Source organism: Neisseria sp. HMSC078C12 (assembly GCF_001838065.1).
Lineage (GTDB): Bacteria > Pseudomonadota > Gammaproteobacteria > Burkholderiales > Neisseriaceae > Neisseria.
In genome coordinates, this window is sequence record NZ_KV835599.1 from 229514 (window position 1) to 243608 (window position 14095).

Below are 14095 nucleotides of genomic sequence, written 5' to 3' on the forward strand. Positions count from 1 at the left end.
GGCCGTCTGAAATTTGGTTTTCAGACGGCCTTTGTTTTAGAGTAGATCTTGGATGGCTGAACGCTCTTCTTCTAATTCGGCCAGCGTGGCGGCAATACGTTTTTGGCTGAATTTGTCCGACAAATCCAAGCCTTGGACGATGCGGTAGCTGCCTTCGTCGCAAATGACGGGGAAGCCGAAAATCAAACCTTCGGGAATGCCGTAAGAGCCGTCGGATGGAACGCCCATGGTTATCCATTTACCGCTGCTGCCGAGCAACCAGTCGCGCAGGTGGTAGATGGCGGCATTGGCGGCGGAAGCTGCGGATGATGAACCGCGTGCGGCGATAATGGCGGCACCGCGTCCGGCGATTTTCGGCATGAAAACTTCGGTGTTCCAGTCGGGTTCGGTAATCATGTCTTGGACGGACTCGCCGTTACTGGTGGCGTAGCGGTAGTCTGCGTACATGGTCGGGCTGTGGTTGCCCCAGACGCACATTTGCTCGATGGAAGGAATCGGGCGGTTGATTTTTTCGGCAATTTGGCTGACGGCGCGGTGATGGTCAAGACGCATCAAGGCGGTGAAATTTTCCGGCGGGATGTCGGGTGCGGATTTCATGGCGATGTAGGCGTTGGTATTGGCTGGATTGCCGACGACGAGGACTTTAACGTTGCGATTGGCAACTTTGTTCAACGCCGCGCCTTGTACTTTGAAAATTTCGCCATTGGCGTGCAGCAAGTCGGCGCGCTCCATGCCTTGGGTACGCGGGCGCGCTCCAATCAAGAGGGCGATGTCGGCATCTTTGAAGGCGACTTCGGGGTCGTCTGTGGCGAAGATGTCGGCAAGGAGCGGGAAGGCGCAATCCTGCATTTCCATAATCACGCCGCGCAATGCCTGTTGTGCCTGCGGCAGGTCGAGCAGCTGCAGGATAACGGGTTGGTCGCGTCCTAGCATGATGCCGCCGGCGATACGGAAAAGGGTGGCATAGGCGATTTGGCCTGCCGCGCCGGTAACGGCGATTCGGACGGGTGGCTTGAGGGTCATATTTTTCCTTTTGAAGTCGTTGTTTTACTTGATTTTCGGATTATAGCAGTATTATGTGGCGAATGATGTAGGAAGGCCGTCTGAAATTTGATTTTCAGACGGCCTTCAGTGTTTGAAAAGATTATTCGCCGTTTTTCTTTTCAGCTTGTTCTTCTGCTGCTTCATAGGCTTCGACGATTTTCTGCACCAAAGGATGACGGACGACGTCTTCGCTGGTGAAGGTGTGGAAATACAGGCCTTCTACGTCGCGCAGTTTTTCGCGTGCATCTTTCAAGCCGGATTTGATGTTGCGTGGCAGGTCGATTTGGCTGATGTCGCCGGTAATGACTGCTTTGGCACCGAAGCCGATACGGGTCAGGAACATTTTCATTTGTTCGGGCGTGGTATTTTGCGCTTCGTCCAAAATGACATATGCGCCATTTAAGGTACGGCCGCGCATATAGGCCAGCGGCGCAATTTCAATCAAACCTTTTTCCATCAATTTGGTTACGCGGTCGAAACCCATTAAATCATAAAGCGCATCATAAAGCGGTCGCAGGTAGGGATCGACTTTTTGCGCCAAATCGCCCGGCAGGAAGCCTAATTTTTCGCCTGCTTCGACTGCGGGACGCACCAAAACAATGCGTTCGATTTGATGTTTTTCCATGGCATCGACTGCGGCGGCAACGGCAAGATAGGTCTTACCCGTACCGGCAGGGCCTAAGCCGAACACGACATCGTGGTTGAGCAAGGCGCGGATATAGCCGTTTTGGCGCGGGGTGCGGCCACCGATACTGCCGCGTTTGGTACGGAAATAGTATTGTTGGTCGTGGTGTTTTTCTTCGTGTTTTTCATCTGCGGTTTTGGCTTCGACGGCCGCGAGGCTGATGGCGTTGTCGTCCAAGTCGCCTTTTTCTGCGGCTTCGGCAAGCGATAGCAAGGCACGGCGGCCGGCATGTGCCAGTTCGCCCATGAAGGTGAAATGTTCGAAGCGGCGGCTAATTTGGATATCAAGGGCTTTGCCTAAGGCTTCGAGATTGCTGTCGAGCGCGCCGCACAGGCGTTGCAACACGGTATTGTCAATTTCTTCAAACTGCAGATGGACGGTGTGGGTCATATCGGTTTCCGTAATAAATCTATTTTTCCGTATTATACCCTTGTTCAGACGGCATGCTTTATAATACGTCGCTTCTTTTTAATAAACCGTTTCAATTAAAATGAATCACACTGTTTCTCCCCAATCGGAATTTCTGCGCGGCATCAAAGAAACCTCGCCCATGTTGATCGGCCTGTTGCCGTGGGCGCTGATTTTGGGTATGCAGGGCGGGCAGAAGGGCATGAGTTGGCTGGAAATGCTGCTGATGACGGGCATGAACTTTGCCGGAGGTTCGGAATTCGCCGCAGTCAATTTATGGGCAAATCCTTTGCCGATTCTGCTGATTGCAACGGTTACGTTTATGATTAATTCACGCCATATCCTGATGGGTGCGGCGATTGCGCCGTATATGAGGGATATACCGCTGAAAAAGGCGATGCCTGCGCTGTTTGTGATGTGTGATGAAAGCTGGGCAATGGCGTTTGCTGAAATTCAAAAGCGTAAGGCGGCAGGTTTGCCTGCGTTCAATATGCCGTTTTATGCCGGCGTGTGCTTTATTTTGTATGTAACTTGGATTGGCTTTGCGGCGTTTGGCGCTGCAGTCGGTCCGATGTTTGGCGATGTGGCGGCTTGGGGCTTCGGAATGGCGTTTCCTGCGGTGTTTTTGGTGTTGCTGCGCGGTATGTGGAAGAGCTTTGCGGCTTCACGCCCTTGGTTTGTCAGCCTGATTGTGGCGTGCGTAACCTATTTGACCGTGGACGGCGCATGGTATGTTCCGGCTGGAGCGTTGTCGGGTTTGTTGGCGGCGTATTTTTTGGGAGAGCAAAAATGAAGGATTTGTTGTCGCTGCAATCGTTTTTGCTGTTTTTAAGTATGTTGGCCGTTACCTATTCAACCCGATTAATCGGCTTTTTTGCATTGCGCAACCGTACGTTGAGCCGTCGTGCGCAAGTGGTGATGGAGGCCGCGCCGGGCTGCGTGTTGATTTCTGTGATTGCGCCTTATTTTGTATCGGACAAACCGCATGAGCTGATTGCCATTGCTTTGACAGTATTGGCCGCCAGCCGGTTTTCGATGTTGGTGACGGTATTAATCGGCGTTGGTACTTCGGGCATACTCGGTTATTTGATGAAATAAAAAATTTTCAGACGGCCTTACTTGTTATAATGGCCGTCTGAATTTTTTGATAAAGCAAAAACATGGCAAACCAACGACTCATCTATGGCTTTCACGCCGTCAATGCCCGTTTGTGGCAAAACCCGAAATCGATTACCGAACTCTATATCCAAGAGGGCAAATCCGATGCGCGCACCCGCGATGTATTGGATAAAGCGGCCTCTGAAAACGTGCGCGTGCATTTTGCCGATGCCGATCGCCTTAATGCCATCAGCAAAGGCGCGCGACATCAGGGCGTGGTCGGATTCATCGATGCTTCCAAAAACCATGTTCACTTGGAAGATGTGTTGGAAAACCTGAGCGAACCGCCGTTTTTGCTGGTATTGGACGGCATTACCGATCCGCACAACCTCGGCGCGTGTCTGCGTACTGCCGATGCGATGGGCGTGCATGCCGTGATTGCGCCCAAAGACAAAAGTGCTGGCCTGAATGCGACCGTCAGCAAAGTTGCCTGTGGTGCGGCGGAAACAGTGCCGTATATTACCGTAACCAATCTTGCCCGTACTTTGCGTGAGCTGAAAGAATACGGCATTTGGATTGTCGGTACGGACATGGGCGGCGACTCCGACCTTTACCACTGCGACCTGCCCGACAGTGTGGCTTGGGTAATGGGTAACGAAGGCGAAGGCATGCGCCGCCTGACGCGCGAACATTGCGATATGCTGGTATCGATTCCGATGTTTGGCACAGTCGAAAGCATGAACGTTTCCGTCAGCGCAGGCATGGTATTGAGCGAAACCCGCCGTCAACGCGTGTTGAAATCGGAAAAATAAAAGGTTTAATTAAAAGGCCGTCTGAATGTTTTTCAGACGGCCTTTTTCAGGTTTTATTCTTTAACCAAAGGACCTGATTGCTTTTCATTACCGGCGGCAATGCGTACCAATTGGAGAAATTCCGATTTCAGCTCAAACGGATCGTCGCCTTGGACTTTCTGTACCATTTTTTCAATATCGCTCCAGCCAAGTTTGCCGTTGTATTCGCCGCCGCGCAGGGCTTGGGCATAGGAAGCTGCAGCCAGGGCGAGCAGGGTGTCTTTATCGGCTTGATCCAGCGGTTTGCTGCCAACGGGAATTGCTTGTTCCATCAGCTTGCTGTCTTTTTCTCCGGGCAGTTTGTAGCGTACTTTGACAAAGGCGTATTCGTTTTTACTGCCTTTGGCGGCCGGGGCTTTTTGATAGCGTGATTCGTTCAGCCAGCCGTTTTTGCCTGCCGGAATGATTTCATAAATGGCGGTCACGCTGTGGCCTGAGCCGATATCGCCCGCATCTACTTTGTCATTATTGAAGTCTTCATTGCGCAGGGTACGGTTGGTGTAGCCGACCAAGCGGTATTCTTTGACAGTGGCAGGATTGAATTCGACTTGGATTTTGACATCTTGCGCAACGGTGGCCAGCGTGGAAGTCAGTTGTTGCTGTAGGACTTTTTTCGCTTCTTTTTCGTTGTCGATATAGCTGTAATTGCCGTCGCCTGCATCGGCAATTTGTTCCATCATGTCTTCGTTGTAATTGTCCGTACCGAAGCCTAGCGTACTGAGTGAAATACCGGTTTTACGTTTTTCAGCAACCATGGATTTGAGCGTTTCGGTATCAGATACGCCAACGTTAAAGTCGCCATCGGTCGCCAGCAGGATACGGTTGATGCCGTTGGGTACAAAGGCCTTTTGCGCTTCTTTGTAGGCCATGCGTAAAGCGGATTCGCCCGAAGTCGAGCCTTCGGCTTTCAGCTTGTCGATGGCCTTCAGGATGGTTTCTTTATCTGAACCTGATGTGGGCGGAAGCACCAGCTCTTCGCCTGATGAATAGGTAATCAGTGTAACCTTGTCCTGCGGGCGTAATTGTTGGGTCAAGATACGCAGTGTTTTTTGAACCAATGGAAGTTTATTTTCTTCATCCATACTGCCGGATACGTCGACGAGAAATACAAGATTGGCGGGCGGCAGGTCTTTCTTTGCCGTGTCTTGTGCTTGAATGCCGATTTTGATCAGTTTGGCTTCCGGTTGCCATGGAGAATCAATGGTTTCAGTGTGAACGGCAAAGGGACGGCCGTCAGTAGGCAGTGGGTAGTTGTAAGGGAAATAATTGACGATTTCCTCAATGCGCACGGCATCTTTGGGCGGCTGTTTGCCGCTGTTCAGAAATCGGCGGACGTTGGCGTAGCTGCCGGTATCGACATCGATGCTGAATGTGGAAACAGGTTCTTGAGCAACGGATTTAACCGGTTGATCGGGTTGGTCTTGGTAGCGTTCGGTGTTTTCTGTAAGAGACAGATTTTCTTCAGCAACGGCAGTAGCAGGCAATGCTGAGTCCGGTGCGCCATGAAGATTTTCGGTTGACGAGTCTGAACGATCGAGCGGGCCGGAACACGCGGTTAAAGCTGCCAAAGTGAGTATGGAAACGGTTTTTAGGAAAAAACGGGGCATGATTCGAGCTCCATATAAATATCTCTTGCTGATTGTTGAAAGTGTTGATGGCAGTGTATTGGCAGAGTTAACGCTGGTGCTGAGTCACTTTTTTTGAATTTTAATGTGTGAATAGTGGGTTAAGTTTAAATCAGGACAAGGCGGAGCAATGCAGTACTGGTCTAAACTTAACCCACTATTTTTATGACTCGGGCAAGATTTTGTCGGGCTGAGACGATTTTGTAAAGGCCTCGGCCCCGATTTATCTTACATTAACTTTTCTTCCGGCGACGTTCACCCGGCAGCAGCATATCCGCCCATTTGATGATGTTGGCGACTTCTGCCGGATTGAGTTCGTAGAACTGGCCGCGTTTGAGGCGGTTGGGCAGGCCGATGGGGCCGAAGCCTACGCGGACGAGGCGGCTGACGGTCAGACCTTGGCTTTCAAAAATGCGGCGTACTTCGCGGTTGCGGCCTTCTTTGATGACGACGTTGTACCATTTGTTTGCGCCTTCGCCGCCTTGTTCGTAGATGCGTTCGACTTTAGCCAAACCGTCTTCGAGCATGACGCCTTCTTCGGTCAGGACGCGCATTTGTTCGGTGGTCAACTCGCCCAATACGCGCACGGCGTATTCGCGTTCGACTTCAAAGCTGGGGTGGGCAAAGCGTTGAACGAGTTCGCCTGAAGTGGTCAGGATCAAGAGGCCGCTGGTATTGATGTCCAAACGGCCGATGGCTACCCAGCGGCTGCTGGCTGCTTGCGGCAGGCGGTCGAAAATGCTGACGCGGCCTTGCGGGTCGTCGCGGGAAACGATTTCGCCTTCTTGTTTGTAGTAGAGGATGATGCGCGGCAGGCGGTCGGCCCATTTGAGTTTGATGATGCTGCCTTTGGCGGTAACGTGGTCGTCGGGGGTGACTTTGTCGCCCAGTTGGGCGACGCGGCCGTTGACCGTTACCCAGCCGTTGCTGATCCATTCTTCCATTTCGCGGCGTGAGCCGACGCCGGAAGCGGCCAGGACTTTTTGCAGTCGCTCGGGTTCAAAGCGAGAAAGGTCGCTGCGGCGTTCTTTCAAATCGCGGGCGTGCTCCATGATTTTTTGGTTTGGGTTGCGGACCACCAGTTTTTTGGCTTTGGCGGCTCGTTGTTTTGGGGCGGTATTTTGAGCTTTAGGGCCGTCTGAAACTTTTTGGCCGTAAGGTTTGCCTGATGTTTTTCGTTCGTCGTCTGGACGTTTTTTATTGGCGAAGGATTTGGCCGGTTTGGAAGGTTTCTTGGCGGCAGATGATACGCCGTCGCGCCATTGGCGTTTGCTGGAAGGCTGTTTGGACATGATTTTTCCTAACTCGCTTGAAAAAGCGGTTCTTCTGCGGCAGTTGCGGCAGGGGTTGGATTGGGGGAAAAGGCCGTCTGAAAATCAGATTCAGACGGCCTGCCGATGAAAGGCTGTATTGTAACTCAACCAGTAATTTTTTGTTTGAAAATCCGAAAATTATGGTGAAAGGCGTTCGCGTATCCAGTTGCCGTCAACTAGGCGGTATTGGATGCGGTCATGCAGGCGGCTGGGGCGGCCTTGCCAGAATTCGATGCGGTCGGGAATAACGAGGTATCCGCCCCAATGCGGCGGGCGGGGAACATGCAGGGGATGTTTGACACCAACGGCTGCGGCTTTGGCCACCAAAACGGCTTTGCTGGAAATCACTTCGCTTTGTTCGCTTGCCCATGCGCCGATACGGCTGGTGTAGGGGCGGCTTTCAAAATATTCGTCCGAAGCGGCGGCGTCGAGTTTTTCGATGCGTCCTTCAATGCGCACTTGGCGCTCGAGTTCCGGCCAGAAAAAAGTCATGGCGGCAAAAGGGTGTGCCGTATAGGAGCGGCCTTTGCGGCTGTGGTAATTGGTAAAGAAAACAAAGCCTTTGGGGTTGACTTCTTTCAGCAGCACCATGCGGCTGTTGGGTCTGCCGTCTTCGCCTACGGCGGCAACGTTGACCGCAGTCGGCTCGTTGACTTCGGCGTGAATCGCTTCGTTCAGCCATTGCTCGAATTGGACAATCGGGTCGGCATGGCATTCGGCTTCCGACAGCTCGCGTTTGCTGTAATCTTCGCGGATATTGTGTAAATCCATGATTTTCTCCTTTGGTTTGACTGAATCATACTCCGTTTTTTCAGACGGCCTCAAGGGCATTTGTGTATAATCGTAGCCCTTTCTAATTTAGAACCATACGGAGTCCTGTCATGCAAACCGAAGTCGAACTGAAAATCTTAAATCCGAAAATGGCCGATTCCCTGCCTGCTTATGCAACGCCCGGTTCTGCCGGTTTGGACTTTCGTGCCTGCTTGGATGAAGCCGTCGTATTGCAGCCGGGCGATGTGTATCTCGTGCCGACCGGTTTGGCGGTGCATTTGGCCAACCCTGCGTATGCAGCCGTTTTGCTGCCGCGTTCCGGTTTGGGTCATAAACACGGTATTGTTTTGGGCAATTTGGTCGGTTTGATTGACTCGGATTACCAAGGCGAATTGAAGGTTTCTCTGTGGAACCGTGGTAAAGAAGCGTTTACCATCGAGCCGATGGAGCGTATCGCGCAAATGGTGATTGTGCCGGTTGTCCAAGCTGCGTTTAAGGTCGTGGACGAGTTTGCCGCGAGCGAGCGCGGTGAAGGCGGATTCGGCAGCACCGGCAAAGCCTGATGATTTGAAAGGACATCTGGAACAAGATAAATTGAAATATTTGATTTCGGTTTGCTGTTGTTCAGACGGCCTTTTTGTTGTGCCAACCTTTGCATAATTACACACAAGATTGCATTTTTATATCTTGTCTGTATAACCGACGCACCCAATAATACAGGCCGTCTGAAACCTTTACGGAGCGTTGTTATGTCCCGCCCCTCACTTTTTCTGCCTTTATTTTTGATTATCTTTGGTGCGATTTGGTTTTTACGCGCTACGGATATTTTGCCTGCGACATCGACCATGATTGCCGGCGCATTAATTATTTTGGGCTTTGCCGTGTTGATTATGGACGGCATCAACAAACAGTCTATCGTTTCCGGCCCGATGCTGGTTTATATCGGTACAGCCATTTATCTGCACATGAGCTACTGGATTTATCTCTCGCCGTTGCTGGCCGTCGGCATGGTTGTGTTGGGTTGCCTGCTGTTGCTCTCGCGTAGCAATATGATTCCTGAGAAACACACAAAATAGAAAGATGAGAGATTTGGGTTTTGCCCTATAAAGGCCGTTTGAACAATGGTATAATCCGCCGATTCAGACGGCCTTTTTTATTGTAGTTTAAATTTGAAATTTACCCTCTCGGCCGCACCGTTTTCTTACATTTTGCAAAGTTTCCGCCATGACCCAAGACAAAATCCTTATTCTCGACTTCGGCTCGCAAGTTACCCAGCTGATCGCCCGCCGCGTGCGCGAAGCCCACGTTTACTGCGAACTGCATTCTTTCGACATGCCTTTGGAAGAAATCAAAGCCTTCAATCCGAAAGGCATCATCCTCTCCGGCGGCCCTAATTCCGTTTACGAATCCGATTATCAAGCCGATACCGGCATTTTTGATTTGGGCATTCCGGTTTTGGGCATCTGCTACGGCATGCAATTTATGGCGCACCACTTGGGCGGCGAAGTTAGCCCGGGCAACCAACGCGAATTCGGTTATGCGCAAGTGAAAACCATCGACAGCGAGCTGACACGCGGCATTCAAGATGATGCGCCAAACACGCTCGACGTATGGATGAGCCATGGCGATAAAGTTTCCAAACTGCCTACCGGCTTCTCTGTCATCGGCGACACCCCGTCTTGCCCAATTGCCATGATGGAAAACGCTGAGAAACAATTCTACGGCATCCAATTCCACCCTGAAGTGACCCACACCAAACAAGGCCGCGCGTTGTTGAACCGCTTTGTCTTGGATATTTGCGGCGCACAACCAAGCTGGACCATGCCGAACTACATCGAAGAAGCCGTTGCCAAAATCCGCGAACAAGTCGGCAGCGACGAAGTGATTTTAGGTCTGTCTGGCGGTGTGGACTCTTCCGTAGCGGCCGCACTGATTCACCGCGCCATCGGCGACCAACTGACCTGCGTGTTTGTTGACCACGGTCTGTTGCGTTTGAATGAAGGCAAAATGGTAATGGACATGTTTGCCCGCAACTTGGGCGTACGCGTGATTCACGTTGATGCAGAAGAGCAGTTTTTGGCGAAACTTGCCGGCGTGACCGATCCGGAGAAAAAACGCAAAATCATCGGTGCGGAATTTATCGAAGTATTCGATGCTGAAGAGAAAAAACTCACCAACGCCAAATGGTTGGCGCAAGGTACGATTTACCCTGACGTAATCGAATCCGCAGGCGCAAAAACCAAAAAAGCCCATGCCATCAAATCTCACCACAACGTCGGCGGCCTGCCTGAAAACATGAAGCTCAAATTGCTTGAACCATTGCGCGACTTGTTCAAAGACGAAGTGCGAGAATTGGGCGTCGCTTTGGGCCTGCCGCGTGAAATGGTGTACCGCCATCCGTTCCCGGGTCCGGGGTTGGGCGTGCGTATCTTAGGCGAAGTGAAAAAAGAATACGCCGACTTGCTCCGTCAGGCAGACGATATTTTCATTCAAGAATTGCGCAATACTACCGACGAAAACGGCACATCTTGGTACGACCTGACCAGCCAAGCCTTTGCCGTATTCCTGCCTGTGAAATCCGTCGGCGTAATGGGCGACGGCCGTACTTACGATTACGTCGTCGCACTGCGCGCAGTCATCACCAGCGACTTCATGACCGCACACTGGGCAGAACTGCCATACTCACTGCTCGGCCGCGTGTCCAACCGCATCATTAACGAAGTCAAAGGCATCAACCGCGTGGTTTATGATGTCAGCGGCAAACCGCCTGCCACGATTGAGTGGGAATAATCCCTAAATAATAAAGGCCGTCTGAACGGATATTGTTCAGACGGCCTTTTTGCACGGATGAACTTGGGTAATGCATACAATGAAATCAATCAGCAAGCTTTCCGTTAGCGGTTTAAGCAAATATCTTAATCAATACGGCCGAATTTGCCGCTTTTGAAATCGCTGATGGCTTGTCGGATTTCTTCGGCAGTATTCATCACAAATGGGCCGTAGCCGACTACGGGTTCATCAATCGGAACGCCTGAAAGCAGCAAGATTTTGACTTCTTCGCTACCGGCTTTTACGCGCACTTTACCGCCGGTTTGCTCAAAATTGACCAATTCTCCGGCTGTCGCCTGTTCATTGCCATTAAACGTAAGCTTACCACGCAGGACAACCATAGACAGATTGTGATTGTCGGGTACTGCCAATTCGGCTTCTTGATCGGCATGGAGCACAATATCCCAAACATTCATTTCGGTGAACGTGTCCGCCGCGCCTTTTACGCCGTCATGTTCGCCTGCAATCAGACGTAAGTAGCCGGCTTCGTCTGGAAATTCGACGACGGGAATATTCGCTTTGGCAAGATGCTGATAGCGTGGCGGCGTGTTTTTGTCTTTGGCCGGCAGGTTGACCCAAAGTTGCACCATTTCAAAGAGTCCGCCTTTTTTGCTGAAGTTTTCAGAGTGGAATTCTTCATGAATAATGCCTGAACCTGCGGTCATCCATTGCACGTCGCCTTCGTAAATAATGCCGCCTCCGCCGCTGGAGTCGCGGTGTGCCACTTCACCGTGGTAGGCAATGGTAACGGTTTCAAAGCCTTTGTGCGGATGTTGTCCGACACCGCGCGGACCGTGCGTTTCGTTGGGTGCAAATTCATACGGTGCGGCATAGTCCAACATCAGGAATGGATTGGTGCCGCGGTCGTCAGCCATGTGGGAGAACAAAGGTTGCACGAGGAATCCGTTGCCTACCCAGTGTTGGCTGTCGGCTCGGTAGATTTGTTTGATGTTGCGCATGATAAAGTTCCTTCTTTTTATGGCCGTCTGAAGTCTTTCAGATGGCCTTTTGTTACAGAATGCTTGTATTATAGGGGGTACAAACTTTATAACAAGTACGCACATTTTTTATACTGTTGTTTGGAGATTTTGTATGTCGGAAACAGAACACGCACACGGCTCTTGCTGTCCGGTCGTTAATACTTTGGATATTATCGGCGGCAAATGGAAGGTATTGATTTTATATTATTTACACGGGGAAACCCGACGTTTCAATGAGTTGCAGCGTTTGTTGGCAGGTATTACCCAGCGGATGTTGACGCTGCAGCTGCGCGAATTGGAAAACGACGGTATCGTTCATCGGGAAGTGTATCCGCAGGTACCGCCGAAGGTAGAATATTCGTTGACTGAGTTTGGGCGGACGCTGATGCCTGTGATCGAAGCCATGCACCGTTGGGGCGAACAATATGCTGCGGAATGTGTGAAACATAAAAAGCAGCCGTAGGCTTATGCTTTTATGGTTATGATATTGATGAAGGTTTTAAGGCCGTCTGAACAGGCGTGATTCATGGTTTCACGCTTATTCAGACGGCCTTATTCTTTAGGGACTAAGCCCAATCAAAATTGATTTTTCAATTCACGCAAAGCGGCGAAGACTTCGAGTTCGCTGTTTAATTTTCGTCCGCTCAATTCTTCGGCGCGTGCCTGAACTTCGGGCAGATGTACGCGGAAAAACGGATTAACTTTGCGTTCGTGTGCCAGGCTGACAGGCAGTGTCGGCGTGTGTTCGGCTGCGGCCAAGGCCGTCTGAATGTCGGCGTTGTCCGGCTCGATATGCTGGGCAAAGCGCAGGTTGGAGGCGGTATATTCGTGCGCCGGATAAAACAGCGTTTCTTCGGGCAGCTGGTTGAATCGGTGGAAACTGTCGTAAAGCTGCTCGATTGTGCCGGTAAATACGCGGCCGCAACCGGCGGAGAACAAGGTATCGCCGCAGAAAACGTGCAGGCCGTCTGAATTTTCCAGCAGATAGCTGATGTGGCGGTCGGTATGGCCAGGGGTTGCCCAAACGGTAACCAAGCCTTCGCCAAATGGGAACTGCGTACCTGCGGTAACGGTATGCGTCGCCACGTCGATGTCGCTTTCGCCATAAATCGGAGATTCTAAAAATCCGTGGAACAGGCTTTTTGCGCCGCCGGTGTGGTCGGGGTGCGGATGGGTAATCCATGTTTGCGCCAGCATCAGGCGGTTGTGGACAAGGAATTTCAAAACGGGCGTGGCATCGGACGGATCGACGCAGGCGGCATGGTTGCCTTCTTGAATTATCCAGATGTAGTTGTCGTTTAGGGCTTGGATTGGCGTGATTTTCATATGCTTTCTTCTGGTTTGGGGTTTCAGACGGCCTCTAAATAATCTTTGATATTCGGGCTTTGGCCGAACACGGCTTCATGGGCTTGCTGGATGCACAGTCGGTTGAACAGCAATCTTTGGGTTTGGTCGCCGTCGATAATCCGTACTTGGCCTTGCAGTTTGGGTGCATCGTGATGAAAGGTGTTTTTAAACGCGTGCCAACGGCCGGTTTGCAGATGGACGATGGCAAACATATCGTGCGAAATATTGACGCCGACGCTCAATAGCTTGGTTGAGGCTTGCAGGCAGAAACTGCTGTCGCCAAACAGGCACAGCCCCGTGTTTTCCGGATAGCGGAACAATTCGATTTTCACGGCTTCGGGTTCGGCAAAGATATTGCAAAACAGCCGTTCAAACAACGACGGCTGCGCCACGCCTTCGCTCAACATACCGTAAAGCCCGCCCAGCCAATCGACATAGCCGAGAAAGGTAAAACGGTAGTCCTGCATAATGGCTTCGATGCGCTTGGGGTCGCGTTTGCTGATCAAGCGGACAAATTCAAAACCGACTTCCGGCAGCCGCGCCCGAAGTGCTTGGTGTAGGCGATGGGCAAACAGGTTTTTATGGTTGTGCGGATTGCGCAGGATACCGAGGAATTTCAGCCGCAATATCCGCCACAAGGCATCCGGTACTTTGACGGTGTCGGCATTTGCCGTAGTTGTTTTCAGACGGTCTGCAGGCAGGGTGCGCAGGTGTTTGCAGGCATCTTCGTAGCCGCTTTCATGACGGTTGAACCAGCTTTCCAGATTGTATTGGTTGGCGGAGTCTTCGACAAAGGTCAGCGTATAGAGGTTTTTCGCCGCCAAGTTGCCGATGATGTTGACGCTTATCGCTTCGCTGCGGTTTTGTTCTTTGCCGCGGGCTTTTTCGCCAGTATGGAACATTGACAGCGGCAGGCGGTAAACGTTTTGATTCTGCGGGCTGACCTGCGGATTATGCGAATGCTGCCGCTGCTCGGTTTGAGCGATGAAGTGGTGTTCCTTCGTCGGATTCGCGGTCAACAGGGCGTAAGGCTTTTCTCCGTATTCGGAAAATTCGCAATCGCTGAGGATAAAGGCTTGTCGAGTCATAATGTCGGGAAAGACCGTCTGAATATCTCGATTATAGTTTAAAAGAGGGAAATACA

General features: G+C 51.4%; 15 protein-coding genes. 7 read left to right on the plus strand and 8 right to left on the minus strand.

Annotation, left to right across the window (positions count from 1 at the left end; translation table 11 throughout):
- Positions 1 to 36 precede the first annotated feature (36 nt).
- Both HMPREF2596_RS04620 and HMPREF2596_RS04625 read right to left on the minus strand, forming a co-directional pair.
- Entirely contained in the window at positions 37 to 1023 is a 987-nt protein-coding gene (locus HMPREF2596_RS04620; RefSeq protein ID WP_070849926.1) for a malate dehydrogenase, read from the minus strand.
- A 121-nt stretch (positions 1024 to 1144) separates the two neighbouring features.
- On the minus strand, positions 1145 to 2119 hold the full coding sequence (locus HMPREF2596_RS04625) for a PhoH family protein (protein ID WP_004520317.1): 975 nt from the start codon (positions 2117 to 2119) through the stop codon (positions 1145 to 1147).
- Between the two features lie 100 nt (positions 2120 to 2219).
- Between HMPREF2596_RS04625 and HMPREF2596_RS04630 the strand changes: the two genes are divergently transcribed.
- The 3 genes from HMPREF2596_RS04630 (at position 2220) to rlmB (ending at position 4047) form a co-directional block, all read left to right on the plus strand.
- Complete coding sequence (locus HMPREF2596_RS04630) at positions 2220 to 2930, plus strand: AzlC family ABC transporter permease (RefSeq protein WP_070849928.1); 711 nt, start codon at positions 2220 to 2222, stop codon at positions 2928 to 2930.
- Positions 2927 to 3235, plus strand: coding sequence for an AzlD family protein (locus HMPREF2596_RS04635; protein WP_003680717.1), 309 nt, complete (start codon positions 2927 to 2929; stop codon positions 3233 to 3235). The genes HMPREF2596_RS04630 and HMPREF2596_RS04635 overlap by 4 nt, the downstream gene beginning before the upstream one ends.
- A 62-nt stretch (positions 3236 to 3297) precedes the next feature.
- On the plus strand, positions 3298 to 4047 hold the full coding sequence (gene rlmB / locus HMPREF2596_RS04640) for a 23S rRNA (guanosine(2251)-2'-O)-methyltransferase RlmB (protein WP_004520319.1): 750 nt from the start codon (positions 3298 to 3300) through the stop codon (positions 4045 to 4047).
- A 53-nt stretch (positions 4048 to 4100) separates the two neighbouring features.
- Here rlmB and HMPREF2596_RS04645 read toward each other — a convergent pair whose 3' ends face one another.
- From HMPREF2596_RS04645 to pdxH, 3 genes are all read right to left on the minus strand, one after another.
- The gene (locus HMPREF2596_RS04645) at positions 4101 to 5693 is read right to left on the minus strand and encodes a vWA domain-containing protein (RefSeq protein WP_070849929.1); all 1593 of its coding nucleotides are present in this window, start codon (positions 5691 to 5693) and stop codon (positions 4101 to 4103) included.
- A gap of 251 nt (positions 5694 to 5944) precedes the next feature.
- On the minus strand, positions 5945 to 7003 hold the full coding sequence (locus HMPREF2596_RS04650) for a pseudouridine synthase (protein WP_070849931.1): 1059 nt from the start codon (positions 7001 to 7003) through the stop codon (positions 5945 to 5947).
- Positions 7004 to 7162: 159 nt separating this feature from the next.
- Positions 7163 to 7795, minus strand: a complete 633-nt coding sequence (gene pdxH, locus HMPREF2596_RS04655; protein ID WP_049335246.1) for a pyridoxamine 5'-phosphate oxidase — start codon at positions 7793 to 7795, stop codon at positions 7163 to 7165.
- 110 nt (positions 7796 to 7905) lie between these two features.
- Here pdxH and dut point away from each other — a divergent pair, with 110 nt between their 5' ends.
- The 3 genes from dut to guaA all read left to right on the plus strand — a co-directional run bounded on the left by dut (position 7906) and on the right by guaA (position 10585).
- Positions 7906 to 8358, plus strand: a complete 453-nt coding sequence (gene dut, locus HMPREF2596_RS04660) for a dUTP diphosphatase (protein ID WP_070849933.1) — start codon at positions 7906 to 7908, stop codon at positions 8356 to 8358.
- A gap of 186 nt (positions 8359 to 8544) precedes the next feature.
- On the plus strand, positions 8545 to 8871 hold the full coding sequence (locus HMPREF2596_RS04665) for a hypothetical protein (protein WP_070849935.1): 327 nt from the start codon (positions 8545 to 8547) through the stop codon (positions 8869 to 8871).
- 148 nt (positions 8872 to 9019) lie between these two features.
- The gene (gene guaA, locus HMPREF2596_RS04670) at positions 9020 to 10585 is read left to right on the plus strand and encodes a glutamine-hydrolyzing GMP synthase (RefSeq protein ID WP_003686344.1); all 1566 of its coding nucleotides are present in this window, start codon (positions 9020 to 9022) and stop codon (positions 10583 to 10585) included.
- Positions 10586 to 10710: 125 nt separating this feature from the next.
- Here the strand turns inward: guaA and HMPREF2596_RS04675 are convergent, their stop codons facing one another.
- Positions 10711 to 11583, minus strand: a complete 873-nt coding sequence (locus HMPREF2596_RS04675) for a pirin family protein (protein WP_070849937.1) — start codon at positions 11581 to 11583, stop codon at positions 10711 to 10713.
- A 133-nt stretch (positions 11584 to 11716) separates the two neighbouring features.
- On the opposite strand from HMPREF2596_RS04675, the gene HMPREF2596_RS04680 reads away from it, so the two are divergent.
- Entirely contained in the window at positions 11717 to 12067 is a 351-nt protein-coding gene (locus HMPREF2596_RS04680; protein WP_070849939.1) for a winged helix-turn-helix transcriptional regulator, read from the plus strand.
- A 113-nt stretch (positions 12068 to 12180) separates the two neighbouring features.
- Here the strand turns inward: HMPREF2596_RS04680 and gloB are convergent, their stop codons facing one another.
- Positions 12181 to 12930: a hydroxyacylglutathione hydrolase gene (gloB, locus tag HMPREF2596_RS04685; RefSeq protein WP_070849941.1), complete on the minus strand. Its 750-nt coding sequence runs from the start codon at positions 12928 to 12930 to the stop codon at positions 12181 to 12183.
- Positions 12931 to 12953: 23 nt separating this feature from the next.
- Positions 12954 to 14039, minus strand: coding sequence for a hypothetical protein (locus HMPREF2596_RS04690; RefSeq protein WP_070849943.1), 1086 nt, complete (start codon positions 14037 to 14039; stop codon positions 12954 to 12956).
- Positions 14040 to 14095: the final 56 nt, after the last annotated feature.

Bases quoted from the DNA above. Each gene is read 5' to 3' on its own strand.
- HMPREF2596_RS04625 (WP_004520317.1), bottom strand. From the start codon at position 2,119: ATGACCCACACCGTCCATCTGCAGTTTGAAGAAATTGACAATACCGTG.
- gloB (WP_070849941.1), bottom strand. From the start codon at position 12,930: ATGAAAATCACGCCAATCCAAGCCCTAAACGACAACTACATCTGGATA.
- dut (WP_070849933.1), top strand. From the start codon at position 7,906: ATGCAAACCGAAGTCGAACTGAAAATCTTAAATCCGAAAATGGCCGAT.
- HMPREF2596_RS04665 (WP_070849935.1), top strand. From the start codon at position 8,545: ATGTCCCGCCCCTCACTTTTTCTGCCTTTATTTTTGATTATCTTTGGT.
- HMPREF2596_RS04635 (WP_003680717.1), top strand. From the start codon at position 2,927: ATGAAGGATTTGTTGTCGCTGCAATCGTTTTTGCTGTTTTTAAGTATG.
- HMPREF2596_RS04690 (WP_070849943.1), bottom strand. From the start codon at position 14,039: ATGACTCGACAAGCCTTTATCCTCAGCGATTGCGAATTTTCCGAATAC.
- rlmB (WP_004520319.1), top strand. From the start codon at position 3,298: ATGGCAAACCAACGACTCATCTATGGCTTTCACGCCGTCAATGCCCGT.
- HMPREF2596_RS04620 (WP_070849926.1), bottom strand. From the start codon at position 1,023: ATGACCCTCAAGCCACCCGTCCGAATCGCCGTTACCGGCGCGGCAGGC.
- guaA (WP_003686344.1), top strand. From the start codon at position 9,020: ATGACCCAAGACAAAATCCTTATTCTCGACTTCGGCTCGCAAGTTACC.
- HMPREF2596_RS04680 (WP_070849939.1), top strand. From the start codon at position 11,717: ATGTCGGAAACAGAACACGCACACGGCTCTTGCTGTCCGGTCGTTAAT.
- pdxH (WP_049335246.1), bottom strand. From the start codon at position 7,795: ATGGATTTACACAATATCCGCGAAGATTACAGCAAACGCGAGCTGTCG.
- HMPREF2596_RS04630 (WP_070849928.1), top strand. From the start codon at position 2,220: ATGAATCACACTGTTTCTCCCCAATCGGAATTTCTGCGCGGCATCAAA.
- HMPREF2596_RS04675 (WP_070849937.1), bottom strand. From the start codon at position 11,583: ATGCGCAACATCAAACAAATCTACCGAGCCGACAGCCAACACTGGGTA.
- HMPREF2596_RS04645 (WP_070849929.1), bottom strand. From the start codon at position 5,693: ATGCCCCGTTTTTTCCTAAAAACCGTTTCCATACTCACTTTGGCAGCT.
- HMPREF2596_RS04650 (WP_070849931.1), bottom strand. From the start codon at position 7,003: ATGTCCAAACAGCCTTCCAGCAAACGCCAATGGCGCGACGGCGTATCA.